Here is a 16,086-nt window from a genome sequence, read left to right on the forward strand (position 1 = left end):
TGACTCAACACCAAGACTATGACAACTTCCATACCAGATACCATGACACAGACGGCGGTTCACCATCATTTAGACACTCAAGGATTAATCTGCCCTGAGCCGGTCATGATGCTGCATCGCACCATACGCAACGCTGATGCAGGCGAAGTGATAGAAATACTGGCCACGGACCCTGCGACGACGCGTGATATTCCTAATTTTTGTCGCCATCTTGGCCACACTCTTGTACAACAAGAAACGCTGGCTGAGAATATCCATGTAAACGCCGATGCCGATGAGATTACGGTGTCAGACGATGATGACGCCCCGACGAGCGCCACGCTATATCGCTATTTGGTCAAGAAAAAAAGCGCGTAAACCGACGTGCTGACGTTACGCGTCCTAGGCATGCCCTCATCACATAAAGATATCTTTGCTTTGTACGAAATATATCATTCACAAATTAAAGGTAGATCGTGTGTTAACACCTGAAAAACAGTACGTACAGTGGTATGAAAACCAAACCTTGCGTCACGCGCGCTGGCTGTCTGAAAGCAATCATGGGCCGCCTGCGCGCATTATGATAGTTGATGACAAAACCACAGCAGATGAGGCCTATCGCTTAGCGTGCGAGGGTACATCCTTGCTATGGCGCGGTGACTTTTATAATGCCCAGCAACTACTGCAAGCGCTTGGTCGGCGCATCGAGCGTACCGAGGAGCGCGCCGCGCTTCGCAAAACAAAAAAAGCCGCTAAGGCTAATAAACGGGCAACCTCCGAGCCATCGACTGATGCTACTGTATTGATACCCAATTTGTTTCATCAGCAGCGCCAAACCCAAGCTCAGCGCGCTCGTATATTGGGCCGTTTGCTCCTAGAACTCGATACCGACTATGTCAGTCAATTACGCCGTGCTCCTGATATGAGCGCCGCCTGCATAGCGGCGTTTGGCCAGCTAGAAGGAGCCGCAGATCACTCTTGTGTCCTATCGCTTCGTGACATACAAGGCGCGCTTGGCGCGGCGCAGTGGCGCGCAAAAGGCGTGCCAATCGACACTCTGGGTTTATCGATATATCCGCACTACGGTGTCTTTGCCCCTACGCGTCATGAGTATGTATCGCTACTGCTCAAGGCACCGCTACCCAAGACTTGTGATGTCGCCTACGACATCGGCACTGGCACAGGGCTGCTGGCGATTATTTTAGCCAAGCGCGGTGTCAAAAACGTCATAGCCACCGATCTCAATCCACGGGCGCTGGCTTGTGCTGATGAGAATTTTACGCGGCTAGGATTGTCTAGCATAGCGTTACAGCAAGTGGATTTATTTCCCGCCGATGCGCCACCTGCCAATCTGATTGTCTGCAATCCACCTTGGCTACCTGCCAAGCCCAGCTCGCCGCTTGAGTACGCCGTCTATGATGCCAATAGCGCGATGCTGCGTGGCTTTTTGCAAGGCGTCCGAGATCATTTAAGCGAGCACGGTGAAATTTGGCTGATCTTATCGGATTTGGCTGAGCACTTACAACTACGCACCCGAGAGGAGTTATTAGGCTGGTTTGCTGCTCACGAATTGACCGTAAAATATCGCCTCGATACCAAACCTACCCATGGCCGCAGTCAAGACGACTCTGACCCACTCTATGCGGCGCGCCGTGCTGAGGTCACCTCGCTGTGGTGCTTGACACCTAATAAATGCTAGCCTGATGAATGATAAATAACTGAGTAACATGCCATGAGCCGTGACCGTGCCGTACAACAGCGCCAACCCAAAGCATTGGCTGTCGATGACGAGCCTGCCTATATCACCGAGTTTCGCCAAGCCATGCTGGCGCGCGGTCTGGCAACGCGGACGCGTAACGCTTATGTCCGCGACCTACGTACCTGTGAGCTGACCAATACCGCGCCATTGACCAAATGGCAAGCGGATGACGTGTTACACTGCCTATCTACCCTCGCTATAGAAAACAAAACCCCGCGCACCCAAGCGCGCATGCTCTCAAGCCTGCGCCAGTTCTATCTATGGATGATTGCCAGCAACCTGCGCGAGGACAATCCGTGCGAGCGTATCAAAAGCCCCAAGCTTGGTCGTCCATTGCCAAAGGATTTGAGCGAAGCCGATGTCGACAATCTATTGGCTGCCCCCGACACTAGTACCACGCTTGGCCTACGGGACAAGGCCATGTTAGAGGTGCTCTACGCCTGCGGCCTGCGCGTCAGTGAGCTGATTAATTTATCGCTTGAGCAAGTCAACCTAAACTCAGGCTGGTTGCAAATCACAGGTAAAGGCAATAAGACCCGACTGGTGCCCCTTGGTGAATATGCAAGCGATGCGCTAGAGGACTATCTGTCTCACGGGCGTGGCGAGCTGATTGCGCATCTCAAGTCAGGCAATTGCCAAGCAGTGTTTTTGACGGCGCAAGGCGGCTATATGACGCGGCAAAACTTTTGGTACTTATTAAAGAAATACGCCAAAGTCGCCAGTATTGATAAAGAATTGTCACCGCATACCCTGCGTCACGCCTTTGCGACCCATTTGCTCAATCATGGTGCCGATCTTCGCAGCGTGCAGTTATTGCTTGGGCATAGTGATCTGTCCACCACGCAGATTTATACGCATGTGGCGACAGCGAGACTGCAAAAATTGCATGCCGAACATCATCCACGCGGCTAGTATTGAACGGTTAACATAAAAACTGACTATTTATTGAAGATTGTAAGAGGAATATCACGTGTCGCAAGCTCAGCCATCTTTACAGCCTACGCTCACCAAAGGGCAGCATGCTGCCCTCAAAAACTTGACCATAACGGGTTATTTAGAAGGCACGTCTTTTTTATTGTTGCTTGGTATCGCTATGCCACTAAAATATATGCTCGGCATTTCTGAGGCGGTGACATATATCGGTATGGCGCATGGGGTACTATTTATCGCTTATATCCTGATGCTGCTGCTCACAACCAGCAAAATAAAGCTGCCGCTATGGGCCATGCCGGCTGGCGTGCTCGGCTCGTTTTTGCCGTTTGGCCCGTTTGTGTTTGATTACTTTTTAAAAAAGCGTTTGCGAAAGTAAGATTAAAGAACTTTATGACTCAAACCTATACTTATGTGGTGAAAGCGAGATTGTAGATTTGATATGCAGAGCACAATCTGAGATAGAGGCGGCAAGGTATAGAGTCTGCTCTATCAATCCCTAGCTGCAAACTAACCCTTTTCTCGCTACAATACCTGCCATAGCTTATTAACCTTTTACCTATCTATTATTTGAGAATCGCATGAGCCACTCTACAAACCACCGTCCCCCTGCCGACCTGCTAAAAAATGCTGAACACTGGCGTGAAGACATTCATTTTCGCCAAGAGGTACTGGGTAAGCCGTTTGATTTTTCGACCACTTGGGGTATTTTTTCACCGCAAAAGCTCGATGACGGTAGCCTAATGCTGCTCGATTATGTGGATTTTCAGGCGGATGATGACTCGATCGACTTAGGCTGCGGCTATGGCGTGCTCGGAATGACGGCAGCGCGTGAGTGCCCGAACGGTCAGCATACACTCATTGATAAAGACTTTATGGCGGTAGAATATGCGCGCCGTAACTGCGTGCAAAACGGTCTAAAAAATGTCGATGTGCATTTATCAAATGGCTTCAATCATGTGGCAGCGGACAAAGACTTTAGCCTTGTGATGTCAAACTTGCCAGCCAAGGTCGGCAAAGAGCAGCACTATCTATACTTCCTCGATGCCTATGCGCGTATGCGTCAAGGTGGGCGGTTTTATGTGGTGACCATCAATGGTTTGCGCCAGTTTATGAAGCGCTCGTTTACCGAAGTATTTGGTAATAGCGAAAAGGTCAAACAGGGCAAAACCTATACCATTACTATGGCGACCAAAGAATAAGCTTCAATAACTTAAAAGCTGCACAAACAAAAATCCCGCTAACATGCTGATGTGTTGGCGGGATTTTGTTTTTTTATTCTCTTGCTGAGGGCAGTAAAGATGGCATACCACCTACCACATTGTCTTACATCTGCCGTTTTATCAGATAAAAACCCAAGGCGGCGCTACCAAGTATCGGTAATAGCACCATCAATAATGGCGAAAATCCTGTCGCTAATGAGACAAAGCCGACCAAATCTTGCACATAGCTAAATAGCAAACCAAACAGTAGCGCGACGACGATACGCAGACCCAAGCTGTGCGTACGCAGCGAGCCAAAGACAAATGAGCAAGCAACGATCACCAGCGATAAAATCGATAGCGGCGACAGCAGCTTTTGCCAAAATGCCAGCTCATGCTCTAAAGAGCGATTGCCCTGCCCTCGCATAAACTGACGATGCTCATATAGTTGCGTCAGAGACAAATCCTCTGCCTTACGCGTCAGTAGATAAACCGACTCTGGGGCAAATGGCAAACTGAGCGTATCGGAGGCGAATACAGCTTGACTGCTCTCGAAGCCTTGGTTGATACTAAGCGTGGTCATGTCATTGAGCTGCCACTCGTAACGATACTGTCCGCTCGGTGTGCCGCTGCTACTATCTAGAGCTTGCCGGCCGACATATTGCCCATCTTTGGCATGAATAGCGGTTTGCAAATTGCCATCATTGTCCAAATGCCAGCGCTTCACCTCGCCGATGTTGCCTTGTACGTCGGCATAATCGATATATAAAATATCGCTGCCAGCAGGCTTTGCACTACCATCTTGTGCATTTTCAAAGCGTGGTTGCACCGTCCAATAGCCACGTACCGAGGTCACAAGCGAGCGGCTGCCCTCATCATTGATGTCTTTTGCCAACTGATTGGAGTGTGGCAAGACAAACTGATTGATCGCTAAGGCAAGCAGCACAAAAATTAGAGCGGGTTGTAGCACCCAACCGACGATGCGATAGATACTGACGCCAGCGGCGCGCATGACGACCAGCTCGCTTTTGTTGGCCAGCAGCCCCAAACCTACGACCGCCCCAAGTAGCGCCCCTGTCGGAATAAACTGCTCTAAAAAGTAAGGCGATCGATAAAAGATATACTTAATCGCCTCACTCATCGTATAGCTATCATCGAGCGAATCAAGCTCGGATAAGTAAGAAAAAATAAGCTGCAAGGCCCATAGACCGACAACGGCCCCGATGATAGCAAGCAGCGCATTGCGTCTGACATAGCGGCCGAGCACTTTTAGTTGACCGGGTTTTTGGGCCAGTGGCTCAGCGCTTGGGGTTTTGGCAAATAAGGAGCGCATTATGATTGCCCTCCTGACGTGTTGTCATTTGGATTGGCGCGACTGTCGGCCACTGTTTGCGGCGGCTGAGGTTGGCGAAAGCGCAGGCGATGCTGCACGCGGCTGCCCCAGTTCATATACAGCGCCAACGCCATAAACCCTAAGATTAGCCACGCATACGCCCACACGCTGACGCTGCCTTTACTCACCGCGTTTTTGAGCGAAATGATACCCAGCGCGCAGCTGACAAACAATAAAATCGCGGGAAACAAACGCAGCCAGCGACCTTGACGGGGACGCACTTGTGCCAGCGGTACCGCCAGCATCGGCGCGATAATCATCAGCCAAGGCAACGCAAAACGATAACCGAGCTCACCTTGCGCAGCGCGCTTGGCCTCGACCGTGCTCACTTGTGCACTGCCGCTACCGGTTGCCGCTTGCCACAACGGCCCGATGGCTTGGGTTTCGATATTGTCTTCGGTGACGACGTCTTTGGCAGACTCAGTCAAACTGATACGGTAGCGATCAAAGCCTACTTGATTGTACTTTAGACTCCCTGCGCCGACTTCGTATCGTCGGCCTTGAAACAAATCCAATTGCGTCACGCCGCGGCTCCCTGTATCGACCTGCTCGGCACGTTTGGCTAAGGTGATGGTGTCTTTGCTGATATCATGATTGACAAATGTCTCTGGCAGCTCTGGAATATCTAACTGCTCAGCGGTTTTGGGATCGATGCGATTATCGACAGAGACCGCGGCGCTTTGATCACGCTCATTTTTTGCTGTATTTGCCGCCGCGTTTTTGGGCTGACTGCCCTTTTCTGATTTTTCTGATTTTTCTGATTTTTCTGATTTTTCTGATTGAATCAATATCACATCTTGCAGCTGCTTTTTGTCCTCGCTCAGACTGCCGACATACAGATGATAATTACCACTACTGATAAACTCTTTTGGGCGAATCAAATCAAAGGCGCTGGTCAAGGCTTGCTGTTGCCACACCGCCTCAGATGAGCGCACCCCCCACGGCTTACCAACGATAGACAACGCCGCCTCGCCGACAAACAGCGCGAGGATAAATGGCGTCATCAAGCGTGCCAACTTACCACGCGACACACCGCTGGCATTGATGACTGCCATTTCTTGATCGACATATAGACGGCCAAATACCAGCATCAGCGCAATAAAAAACGCCAATGGCAGGATAAGCTCTAAGAAGTACGGCAGATTGTAGCCGATAATAGTAAATAACAAACTGATATCTAAGCGACCTTCAGCAGCTATCCCAAAGTAACGAATCAAGCGCCCACCGAGCATCATTACCACTAAAAACCCCAACACCAAAGCGGTGGTCGAGGCAACTTGTTGGGTCATGTAGCGGCGTAATATCACAATAGGGACTCTTAAACAGTTGGTATGCGCGTGCTGTATGATAGAGCGCTGGCTCAGGCGTGGCGCTTATTTGGCTATTATAACGGCTTTTTTTGGGCGGCAGGTTTGTACCGCTCGCCGATAGTTAACGGATAATAACAACTAACAGTAGTAGCGTTAGCTATACTACACAAATACAAGCCATTAATATAACCGTTAATGCTAGCATGTTTTGGCAAAAAATGGCTGTGAAAAATGTGCTAAAACATTACCTAACCCTTGCTAAGATTGAGGCGGTGGTTTATGCAGCATTCGCTCTTAAGATCGCGCAGCAAATATATACGAAAACATTACTTAACCGATGCCGACAGCACGCTGATTACCTGATATGCTACACTACAACAAGCGCCCAACCTTCCAATGCTTTGACTGAAGCTTTGACTGAACCAATGGCTTAATCTTGGATTTTATCGTTGGTTTGAGCATAGCGGTCAGATATCGGCTGGGCAAGATGACTCTATGTTTTTATCACCTTATCACCTCGAACCATACACATAATCTCAGGCATCGTCTGGCAGTCACTTGTCATGCGGCTATTGCACTGAGTCTGTGCGGCATTAAGCTTACGAAAAATTAAGCTGGTGATAAACAGCCGCTTGGCTCGGTGATTATTGATTTAACTGATTGAAAAGCTTAGCCATTTAGCAACCCAGTTGTTAAACAATTTGGTTGTTTAACAATCTGATTATGTAACAACCTGATTGTTTAGTACCCCGATTAAAAGGCGGCATCTATTGACCATTCAAATAAGGATAACTATATGAATATCAAATTAACTCAGCAGCTCCCCAAAACCCATACCCAAAAAATCCTCAAAAAAGAAGCGAAGAGCAAAGACGCGGCTTGTTTGGTGGTGTTGGTGGATGACAAAAAAAACCTCTTCGCTGAGTCTGCGCTAGCTGACTATAGCGCTCGTATTGAGCAATTGATGGAAGTGTCACACTTTAGTGGTAAGGCCTGCGAAACCGTTGCTGACTTGGCATTGGCCGGTGACAAAAAAACCACCAAGCAAAACCCAGTTCAGTTATTGTTGGTCGGTGTTGGTAATATCGACAAGCTTAACCACACTGCCCTACAAAAAATCGCCAAAACCATCTATAGCAATACGCAAAAACGCGTCGCCTCTATCACGGTCGCGCTCGGCGATGACCTAGAAGAAAACCACTTTGGCCAATTTGCGCTAAATCTACTAGCGGCCAGCTATCGTTTTGATAAATACAAGTCTGAGCAAACCACACCGGTACTCACGGATGTGTATTTGTTGGCCGATGCAGCATTGCAGCCAGCGCTAGACTTCGCGCAAGCGGTGTTCGCCGGTCAAAGCTTGACTCGTGACGTCGCCAATGAGCCAGGCAATATCTGCTTCCCAGCGTATATGGCAGAACAAGCCCAAGCGCTTGCAAAGACCTATCCTGACCTCCTAAAAGTGACGGTGCTGGGCGAAGAGGAAATGTCGGCGCTGGGCATGAACTGCTTTTTATCGGTGGCTAGAGGTTCTAGCAAAGAAGGCAAATTGGTACTACTCGAGTATCGCGGCAAGTCTAACTTTAGTGCCAAAGCAGGCGCGACTGATACTTATCCAGCCGGCAATAGCAGTGCAAAAGTCACCGGTGGCCTAAAAGCGTTGGCTGATAAGCTCCCCACCAAACTGCCTAGCAAAAAATCAGACAAAAACACTGATAGCAGCCATGACGATGCGCCTATCGTGTTGGTCGGTAAAGGCGTGACCTTTGACTCAGGCGGTATCTCTATCAAGCCAGGTGCGGCCATGGATGAGATGAAGTTCGATATGGGCGGCTCAGCGTCTGTATTAGGTACCATCAAAGCGCTGTGTGAGGCGCGTCTACCAATTAATGTCGTGGGGGCACTCGCTTGTGCAGAAAACATGCCATCAGGTGAGGCCACGCGTCCTGGTGATATCGTCAAAGCCATGAACGGCAAATCGGTTGAAATCTTAAACACCGATGCGGAAGGTCGCTTGGTGTTGGCCGATACCTTATGCTACGTCCAGCGCTATCAGCCAAAAGCCATCATCGATGTGGCGACGTTGACGGGCGCTTGCGTGGTGGCCTTAGGTCATGTACGCTCAGCGGTCTTTAGTAATGATGAAGATGTATTGTTTGAATTAGAAAACGCCAGCTACTCATCAGGTGACCTCATCTGGCACATGCCATTAGATGACGACTATCAGGCGCAGCTTGACTCACCCATCGCCGATATGCAAAACATCGGTGGTAAAGGCGCAGGCGCTGTGACCGCAGCTTGCTTCTTATCACGCTTCGTCGAAGAAGGTCAGCCATGGGCGCACCTAGACATCGCAGGCACCGCATGGAACTCAGGCAAAGATAAAGCGGCAACCGGTCGCCCTGTGCCTTTATTTATGCAGTACTTAAAAAACAGTGCAAACGACGCTTAATACAATGATGACGACCAATTTATGAACGTAAGTTTTTATGTATTAAGCGAGCGTAAAGCCCAAGAAATCTTGGGCTTTATTTGTCAGCTGACCCAAACGGCGCTCAATAAAAGCAGCCAATCGCTACTGATTTTGTCTCAAGATGAGGCATTACTCAGCTCGCTTGATGAAGCGCTATGGACGCACGACGCGACCAGCTTTATCCCGCACCAGCGCCTTTTGGGCCGCGATCCTCACTCCATAGAACCTGATACGATGGAGCCTGATGCCGCAAAGCCTGATACCTCCGATATCGAGGAGGCAGTATCAGCACCCGTCATGCTCGGCAGTTATATGCCAGCGGACTTCTCAGGTATCGTTCTCAATACCACATTGCAGCCTGTCAGCGATTTTATAGCCGCGACCAGTCCTGCCAAACCCACTCGAATACTTGAGCTGATAAAACCTGATGCCAAAAGTATGCAAGAAGGCCGTCATAAATATAAGCATTATAAACAGCTCGGCTATGAGCTAACGCACTATAAGGTATAGCTTATACAGTCGATTTGTTCTAAAGACGACATAGCGCTACTGCTATACACGTTACTTGCAGACTGTCTGCTGGTTTATTTTCCAGCTTTGTCATCTTAGCTTTGTCATCTTAGCTTTATTCCATCAGCTTTGTCATATCAGTCACCTCGCTATTCCATCAGCTTTATTTTATCAGTCACCTTGCTCAGTTTTCCTCGCGCGCTTGCCTGTCTTTCCTTTATTCTACTTACCATTTTTGTGGTTTTTACAGCGTGGTTTGGTGCTGTCTGATTTGCCGCGTCCAGTATGACTGGTAGGCGAGTATCCGAAAAAATGCTACCATCCTCCGACTGTTTTTCTATTTTTATGATTCATTTACTTCTGACTGACTAACTCGAGGGTGTACAAATGCGTTCATTGATTGCGATGTACCAGCGTATAGGGCTGGTACCGCTCATTATTATCGGTTTAATATTAGGGGTGCTAATAGGCTGGCTAGCACCAAGCGTTGGTATCGCCTTAGGATTGTTGGGGACGCTATTTGTCGGTGCGCTAAAAGCAGTCGCGCCGATATTGGTCTTTGTGCTGGTGATGGCGGCCATTAGTCAGCATCGTAGTGGCAACGAAGTGTATGTCAAACCGGTGCTCATCATGTATATGTTTGGCACATTTTTGGCGGCATTGACTGCTGTCGGCGCCAGCTTTTTATTCCCAACTGAGCTGGTACTCGTCAACGCAACTGTCGAGCAAGTGCCACCGGCCAACCTCAAAGAAGTACTCACCAACTTGCTGATGAATCTGGTGGCAAACCCTGTCAATGCCATCGCTGAGGCCAACTATATTGGTATCTTGGCTTGGGCAATTATCATCGGTTTTGCACTGCGTCAAGCCAGCGACACCGCGCGTACGGTCGTCGGCGACTTTGCCAATGCCATCTCACAAGTGGTGAAATGGGTCATCGCTCTCGCGCCATTTGGTATCTTAGGTTTGGTTGCCAATACGGTCGCTGAGACAGGCTTTGCATCATTGGCAGGTTATGCTCGTATCTTGATGGTATTGGTCGGCTGTATGGTATTTATTGCCCTCGTTGCCAACCCTATTATCGTCTTACTCAAAACCGGCAAAAACCCTTACCCTCTGGTATTTACTTGCCTGCGTGAGTCAGGGATTACAGCATTCTTTACGCGTAGTTCGGCGGCCAACATCCCTGTAAACATGAACCTTGCACGCAAACTGGGCCTACACGAAGACACTTACTCTGTCACCATTCCACTTGGTGCAACTATCAATATGGCAGGGGCGGCGATTACCATCAACGTCTTGACGCTGGCGGCAGCGCATACGATCGGTATCGAGGTGAGCTTTGCCTCTGCGCTCTTATTGAGTTTGGTCGCGACCATTAGTGCTTGCGGTGCCTCTGGGGTCGCTGGTGGGTCGTTATTGCTGATTCCTCTGGCCGCAAGCCTCTTTAGTATCCCCAATGACATTGCCATGCAAGTGGTTGCCATCGGCTTTATCATCGGCGTGATTCAAGACTCGGCCGAGACCGCGCTCAACTCATCAACTGACGTCTTATTTACTGCGGCAGCCGACCCTAAATACGCGCGTTAATCCGGCGCAATCCGTATCTGTACATCACACACTGTAAAATAAAAGGCCTCAATGATCGCAATGAGGCCTTTTTTATGAGCTGTGTTTTATCACTGGTTTGGTTACTTTAGATGCTCGGTATCTACTTCAATGATTGGCGTCTGTCCTTCTAGCTGGCGTTTGAGCTGACGCAGCTGTTCGACTTCTTCTAATAGCTCTAGTATCAGGCCGATCGCTGGCACACTGGCATCAAAATCACGGCTCAGACGAGAGGCGCGGCGCACCGTGGTGAGCTGATAGCCGGTAAACTGCTCACGCTCTGGCACATCGTACTCGATGATGTTTTCTTCCATCAGCTCGATGACCCATTGACGCTCTTGACCACAGGCAGATACCAGCTCATCCAAGCTCATGATAATATCGGTAAATTCAGGCGAGTGTTTCATTATTATTATCCTCTTTTGGTTGCTATCCTTATTTGTGCTTTATGTCATCGTGATAGTTTTCATCTCTCCCCGTTATCGCTTTTCGCTGACCTCTGTCGATAGCAGCGCGGCAGATATCAGCGATTGATACTGGTATCAGCAAAGGCTTGCTTTAGCTGCTCATAGGCTTTTGTCACAGCCTCGCTATTGCTATCAGTGATATCAGGGTTGACGATATTGAGGGTTAAGTATAAGTCGCCCGCTTGTTTGGCAGGGATACCCTTACCTTTTAGACGTAAATTGCTGCCAGATTTACTGTTTTTGGGAATGGTCACGCCAAGGGTACCAGCGGGCGTGCTGACATTGATTTTGTCACCCAATGCCGCTTCCCATGGCGCGATATTCACCGTCTGATAGACATCAGCGCCCTCGATACGGATATTGGCGTCGTGGCGGATTTTCACCTTTAAAAACAAATCACCGTTTTTGCCGCCACCCATGCCAGCTGAGCCTTGACCTGCTAGGCGGATTTGCTTGCCATCAGTGATGCCTTTTGGGATTTTAATCTTAAGGGTTTTATTTTCATAATCCACGCTGCCATTGGGCTGGCGTACCGGCACGTTTAGTTTGATACTATAGTCGTCACCGCTATAGACTGAGGCCAAGTCCACCGCAATCTCGGCATGCTGATCTTGGCCTTTATTATCCTGCGCGCCAAAGCCACCCCCAAACTGCTCGAAGCCGCTACCTTGCGTGCGGCCCCCTGCCTGTCCACCAGCTGAGCCACGCGCGCCGCGACCAAATGCCGAAAATATATCATCAAAGCGAAAGCCGCCATCGCCAAAGGCTTGTCCATCACCAAACTGATCTTTAATATCTTCCCAGCGAAAACCACCCTGTCCGCCCGCCGACTGACCACCAAACCCGCCAAAGCCTCCAGCGCCGCCTTGACCGGCAAATGGGTTGTCGAGCATGGCATCATATTGCGCACGCTTGTCTTTCTCTCTAAGCGTCTCATAAGCGTTGTTGATTTCAGCGATTTTGTTATCCGCGTTTGGGTCGTCGCTCACATCGGGGTGATACTGACGAACCAGCTTACGATATTTTTTTTTGATATCAGCGTCTGAGGCGTCTTTTTTGACCCCCAAAACGTCGTAGTAGTTTTTTTCTGCCATATTATTTTTCCTTATCGCATTTATTATTAACGATTTACTTAATACATAATATAGGGATGATGCGGCAATATTTCAGTGTTTACCATACCATAGCCACATAGTGACTGGTCAAAATTTACACTTGTCCACTTTATCTATACCAATTCATATAGTCGATCCGCTATAAAATAAATATAGCGCCACTGGACGTAATTTTTCTTGCTCTCTTATTTGGCCTATTTACTACCTGTACTTATTATTGGAATAATGAGTCATTTGATAAAAAACAGCACATATTTTTTAATAAGCGAATCAAGTAAAAACACATTTAATTACATAATATTAGCATTACAGCAATAATCTTTACATTACTATCGATACTGGCTAACTACTACTATCCTGCGGCGACCCGCTGGCTTAGCCCTTATATTTTAACGCTCCGGCTCATATCTCTTTATTATGGTCGCTACTTTCTCATATGACCCAAACAAAACCACTGCCTATATCATCACTAGCCAAACGTCTAACCCTCTACTTATTTACTCACCTGAACAAACCACGCTCAGCGCAGACGTGATATCTAGCAATGCTTTCAAGATATTTAATAAAGAGCATTATCCAACTGATTTTGTTGAAAAAAGCAGTGGTTTTTTATGAATGCTGATATTTGAACTGGGGCGTTTTTTAACAGAGCCGTAAGGATACGACAATTTACGTGCTATAAAATGAATATAACTTTGATACTCACAGGGAGTATCGATGATATAGGCAAGGTTATCTGTCTATTTTATAAACTGTATAAAGGTATTGAATGTCGTATTTAATCAAGTCTTTGGTTATCACCTTGTCACTGCTACTAAGCACCAGCGTTTTTGCAGGTAACACCAGTTATTATGGTAGCAAGTTTCATGGAAAGCGTACTGCCAGTGGCAGTATTTTTAATATGAATGCCTTGACCGCTGCGCATCGTACGCTGCCCTTCGGTACTAAGGTACAAGTGACCAATCAAAAGACAAAGCAAAGCGTGATCGTCAAAATCACGGATAGAGGGCCTTTTATACGAGGCCGTATTTTAGATTTGTCGAAAGCCGCTGCTGGTCAAATCAACTGCCAATTGTGCACCACCACCATGGAAATACTGTCTTATGGTGATGGTAAATACCGTAAAGAATAACGTGAAACAAAAGGGAGAGCCTATGCTCTCCCTTTTTTTATGTGCGGCGCTCCGTCTAGGTACGGCTCTATTCAAAACCCGCTTCCATTTCTTCCAGCGTTGTCATGGCCAGCAGTAATTTTTCTTCATTAGCGCTTTGCTGCTGCTGTAGGATGCTTTGCTCATCCAGCAGTTTTAGCAAGTCCGCTTTGCGGCTTTCTTTATACAGACTGGTATCGGCAAGCTTTTCTTCTATGGCCGTCAGCGCCGTTTCAGTCTTAGCCAATGCTTTTTCGGTATCTTCAATCTCGCGGCGAACCGGTGCAGTCAGTTTACGCTGTTCGGCGGCCATTTTGCGCTGCTCTTCTTTGCTCAAAGCAGGCGACGTAGGGTTGTCTTTGATTGCTTTCGTAGGCGCTGCTGTATTTGCTAGGCTATCGCGCGTTTCACGTGAAACAAACTTTTTACTCTCTTTTTTGCTTTTTTTCTTGCCTGCTACTTTATCTGAGCTATTTTCTTGTTTGCGCTTCTCGCTCAGCCATTTTCCATAGTCACTGATATCACCATCGAACGCATCGATTTGCCCGTCATGCACCAGATATAGCTCATCACAGACATTGGCAATCAGCTCACGATCATGCGAGACCAGCACTACCGCTCCCTTAAAGCCTTGTAAAGCTAGGGTCAGCGCCTGACGCATTTGTAAGTCCAAATGGTTGGTCGGCTCATCGAGGACCAGCACGTTTGGACGCTGCCAGACAATCAAAGCCAGCGTCAGACGAGCGCGCTCGCCACCAGAGAACAGCTCACTTGGCGTATCGATACGATCACCACGAAAATCAAAGCTACCGAGGAACGAACGCAAATCGGCGTCTGATGTCTTACCAGCTAGGCGGCGCATCATCTGTAGCGGGGTAGCCGCCGCATCCAGTGCATCCATTTGATGCTGGTTAAAGTAACCAAGCTTGAGTGTGTCGGACACGCGGTAAGTACCTGACAAAATTTTCAGCTCGCCGACCAAGGCTTTAATCAAGGTCGACTTACCAGCGCCATTCATACCCAGTAGCCCAAGACGCGTATCAGGCGTGACCTGCACATTGGCGTTACGAAGCAAAGGCGTATCGCTATAACCAATATCGGCGTGCGTCATCTCAATCAGCGGCGAGCTCATATGGGCTGGCTCATAAAAGCGAAAAGAGAACGGGTTGTCCGCCATCATCGGCGACAGCTCTGCCATACGCTCAAGCTGCTTGATACGGCTTTGTGCCTGTTTGGCTTTACTGGCTTTGGCACGGAAACGGCGAATAAAGTCATCCAAGTGGGCGCGGGTCGCTTGCTGTTTTTCAAACACTTGCTGCTGCTGCGCCATGCGTTCGTGACGGGTACGGATAAACTGCTGATAATTACCGGTATAAAGGGTGATTTTTTGTTGTTCGACGTGCAAGATATGACCGACCGTGGCATCCAAAAATGCTTGGTCATGTGAGATGACGATGACCAGTCCGGTATAAGCATTGATCCAAGTCTCAAGCCAGAGAATAGCATCTAAGTCCAAATGGTTGGTCGGCTCATCGAGCAGCATCAAATCGGCGCGGCTCATCAAGGTTTTGGCGAGGTTTAAGCGCATACGCCAGCCACCCGAAAACCCTGAGACAGGCAGCTCGTGCTGACTGGTGTTAAACCCAAGGCCTGCCATGATTTGTGCCGCTTTGGTCGGCGTACGGTAGCCATCGATTTCATCGAACTGCTGATGCAACACCCCAATTTGCTCGTCACTGACAGCGCTTAAATCACTGAGCGCGGCATTAATCTTGTACCACTGCTCATCACCGCTCAACACGTAATCAATCGCCGTCTGATCACTGGCTCCGACCTCCTGCGCCATGTGCGCCACTTGCCAGCTATCAGGGATACTCACCTCGCCTTTGTCCAGCGTGACCTCGGTGTCCCCCATACCCATCTGCGTAAGCAGTAGCGCAAACAAAGTAGATTTGCCAGTGCCATTATTGCCCGTTAGGCCGACTTTATGACCCGGATGGAGCTGAAAGCTTGCCCCTGCAAACAACTCTCGACCATCACGGCGTACGCTTACGTCTTTAAATTCGATCATATAATCTCTTCATCTCAACAATAATATAAAACTCAAAGCAATAAAAAACACACGTCTGGCATGTTTACTGGCGGCTATTATTTCAAACGCCTCGCCGATAGGCAAACGATTAAATCACT

14 protein-coding genes are annotated in these 16,086 nt (G+C 48.5%); 9 read left to right on the forward strand and 5 right to left on the reverse strand.

Annotation, left to right across the window (positions count from 1 at the left end; all coding sequences use genetic code 11):
- The first annotated feature begins 18 nt into the window (after positions 1–18).
- The 5 genes from tusA to J3491_RS01740 all read left to right on the forward strand — a co-directional run bounded on the left by tusA (position 19) and on the right by J3491_RS01740 (position 3,870).
- Positions 19–357 carry a sulfurtransferase TusA gene (tusA, locus tag J3491_RS01720; protein ID WP_100748646.1) on the forward strand — a complete coding sequence of 113 codons (339 nt, stop codon included), beginning with the start codon at positions 19–21 and terminating at the stop codon, positions 355–357.
- A 100-nt stretch (positions 358–457) separates the two neighbouring features.
- A complete protein-coding gene (locus J3491_RS01725) occupies positions 458–1,678 on the forward strand; it encodes a methyltransferase (RefSeq protein WP_100748645.1) in 1,221 nt (406 codons plus the stop codon).
- Between the two features lie 33 nt (positions 1,679–1,711).
- A complete protein-coding gene (gene xerD / locus J3491_RS01730) occupies positions 1,712–2,650 on the forward strand; it encodes a site-specific tyrosine recombinase XerD (RefSeq protein WP_100748644.1) in 939 nt (312 codons plus the stop codon).
- Positions 2,651–2,708: 58 nt separating this feature from the next.
- Positions 2,709–3,047 carry a DUF3817 domain-containing protein gene (locus tag J3491_RS01735; protein WP_207968997.1) on the forward strand — a complete coding sequence of 113 codons (339 nt, stop codon included), beginning with the start codon at positions 2,709–2,711 and terminating at the stop codon, positions 3,045–3,047.
- A gap of 202 nt (positions 3,048–3,249) precedes the next feature.
- A complete protein-coding gene (locus tag J3491_RS01740; protein ID WP_100748642.1) occupies positions 3,250–3,870 on the forward strand; it encodes a class I SAM-dependent methyltransferase in 621 nt (206 codons plus the stop codon).
- A gap of 124 nt (positions 3,871–3,994) precedes the next feature.
- Here J3491_RS01740 and lptG read toward each other — a convergent pair whose 3' ends face one another.
- Positions 3,995–5,203, reverse strand: a complete 1,209-nt coding sequence (lptG, locus tag J3491_RS01745) for an LPS export ABC transporter permease LptG (protein WP_207968998.1) — start codon at positions 5,201–5,203, stop codon at positions 3,995–3,997.
- Positions 5,203–6,552 (reverse strand): LPS export ABC transporter permease LptF, encoded by a 1,350-nt coding sequence (locus J3491_RS01750; RefSeq protein WP_100748640.1) that lies wholly within the window; start codon positions 6,550–6,552, stop codon positions 5,203–5,205. The genes lptG and J3491_RS01750 overlap by 1 nt, the downstream gene beginning before the upstream one ends.
- 817 nt (positions 6,553–7,369) lie before the next feature.
- Between J3491_RS01750 and J3491_RS01755 the strand changes: the two genes are divergently transcribed.
- The 3 genes from J3491_RS01755 to sstT all read left to right on the forward strand — a co-directional run bounded on the left by J3491_RS01755 (position 7,370) and on the right by sstT (position 11,146).
- A complete protein-coding gene (locus tag J3491_RS01755) occupies positions 7,370–9,025 on the forward strand; it encodes a leucyl aminopeptidase (RefSeq protein ID WP_100748638.1) in 1,656 nt (551 codons plus the stop codon).
- A 21-nt stretch (positions 9,026–9,046) separates the two neighbouring features.
- Complete coding sequence (locus tag J3491_RS01760) at positions 9,047–9,556, forward strand: DNA polymerase III subunit chi (RefSeq protein ID WP_207968999.1); 510 nt, start codon at positions 9,047–9,049, stop codon at positions 9,554–9,556.
- 387 nt (positions 9,557–9,943) lie between these two features.
- Entirely contained in the window at positions 9,944–11,146 is a 1,203-nt protein-coding gene (gene sstT, locus J3491_RS01765; RefSeq protein ID WP_100748636.1) for a serine/threonine transporter SstT, read from the forward strand.
- Positions 11,147–11,247: 101 nt separating this feature from the next.
- Here the strand turns inward: sstT and J3491_RS01770 are convergent, their stop codons facing one another.
- Both J3491_RS01770 and J3491_RS01775 read right to left on the reverse strand, forming a co-directional pair.
- Positions 11,248–11,571, reverse strand: coding sequence for a chaperone modulator CbpM (locus J3491_RS01770; protein ID WP_075101342.1), 324 nt, complete (start codon positions 11,569–11,571; stop codon positions 11,248–11,250).
- A gap of 116 nt (positions 11,572–11,687) precedes the next feature.
- On the reverse strand, positions 11,688–12,725 hold the full coding sequence (locus J3491_RS01775) for a DnaJ C-terminal domain-containing protein (protein WP_207969000.1): 1,038 nt from the start codon (positions 12,723–12,725) through the stop codon (positions 11,688–11,690).
- Between the two features lie 790 nt (positions 12,726–13,515).
- On the opposite strand from J3491_RS01775, the gene J3491_RS01780 reads away from it, so the two are divergent.
- Positions 13,516–13,878 carry a septal ring lytic transglycosylase RlpA family protein gene (locus tag J3491_RS01780; protein ID WP_100748633.1) on the forward strand — a complete coding sequence of 121 codons (363 nt, stop codon included), beginning with the start codon at positions 13,516–13,518 and terminating at the stop codon, positions 13,876–13,878.
- Positions 13,879–13,945: 67 nt separating this feature from the next.
- On the opposite strand, the gene J3491_RS01785 is transcribed toward J3491_RS01780, so the two are convergent.
- On the reverse strand, positions 13,946–15,967 hold the full coding sequence (locus J3491_RS01785; RefSeq protein ID WP_207969001.1) for an ABC-F family ATP-binding cassette domain-containing protein: 2,022 nt from the start codon (positions 15,965–15,967) through the stop codon (positions 13,946–13,948).
- Positions 15,968–16,086: the final 119 nt, after the last annotated feature.

Source organism: Psychrobacter halodurans (assembly GCF_017498075.1).
In the GTDB taxonomy this organism is placed as follows: Bacteria; Pseudomonadota; Gammaproteobacteria; order Pseudomonadales; family Moraxellaceae; genus Psychrobacter; species Psychrobacter celer.

Excerpts from the sequence above, each read along its gene's own strand:
- tusA (WP_100748646.1), top strand. The coding sequence starts at position 19 with ATGACAACTTCCATACCAGATACCATGACACAGACGGCGGTTCACCAT.
- xerD (WP_100748644.1), top strand. The coding sequence starts at position 1,712 with ATGAGCCGTGACCGTGCCGTACAACAGCGCCAACCCAAAGCATTGGCT.
- J3491_RS01740 (WP_100748642.1), top strand. The coding sequence starts at position 3,250 with ATGAGCCACTCTACAAACCACCGTCCCCCTGCCGACCTGCTAAAAAAT.
- lptG (WP_207968998.1), bottom strand. The coding sequence starts at position 5,203 with ATGCGCTCCTTATTTGCCAAAACCCCAAGCGCTGAGCCACTGGCCCAA.
- J3491_RS01750 (WP_100748640.1), bottom strand. The coding sequence starts at position 6,552 with ATGACCCAACAAGTTGCCTCGACCACCGCTTTGGTGTTGGGGTTTTTA.
- J3491_RS01755 (WP_100748638.1), top strand. The coding sequence starts at position 7,370 with ATGAATATCAAATTAACTCAGCAGCTCCCCAAAACCCATACCCAAAAA.
- J3491_RS01760 (WP_207968999.1), top strand. The coding sequence starts at position 9,047 with ATGAACGTAAGTTTTTATGTATTAAGCGAGCGTAAAGCCCAAGAAATC.
- sstT (WP_100748636.1), top strand. The coding sequence starts at position 9,944 with ATGCGTTCATTGATTGCGATGTACCAGCGTATAGGGCTGGTACCGCTC.
- J3491_RS01770 (WP_075101342.1), bottom strand. The coding sequence starts at position 11,571 with ATGAAACACTCGCCTGAATTTACCGATATTATCATGAGCTTGGATGAG.
- J3491_RS01775 (WP_207969000.1), bottom strand. The coding sequence starts at position 12,725 with ATGGCAGAAAAAAACTACTACGACGTTTTGGGGGTCAAAAAAGACGCC.
- J3491_RS01780 (WP_100748633.1), top strand. The coding sequence starts at position 13,516 with ATGTCGTATTTAATCAAGTCTTTGGTTATCACCTTGTCACTGCTACTA.
- J3491_RS01785 (WP_207969001.1), bottom strand. The coding sequence starts at position 15,967 with ATGATCGAATTTAAAGACGTAAGCGTACGCCGTGATGGTCGAGAGTTG.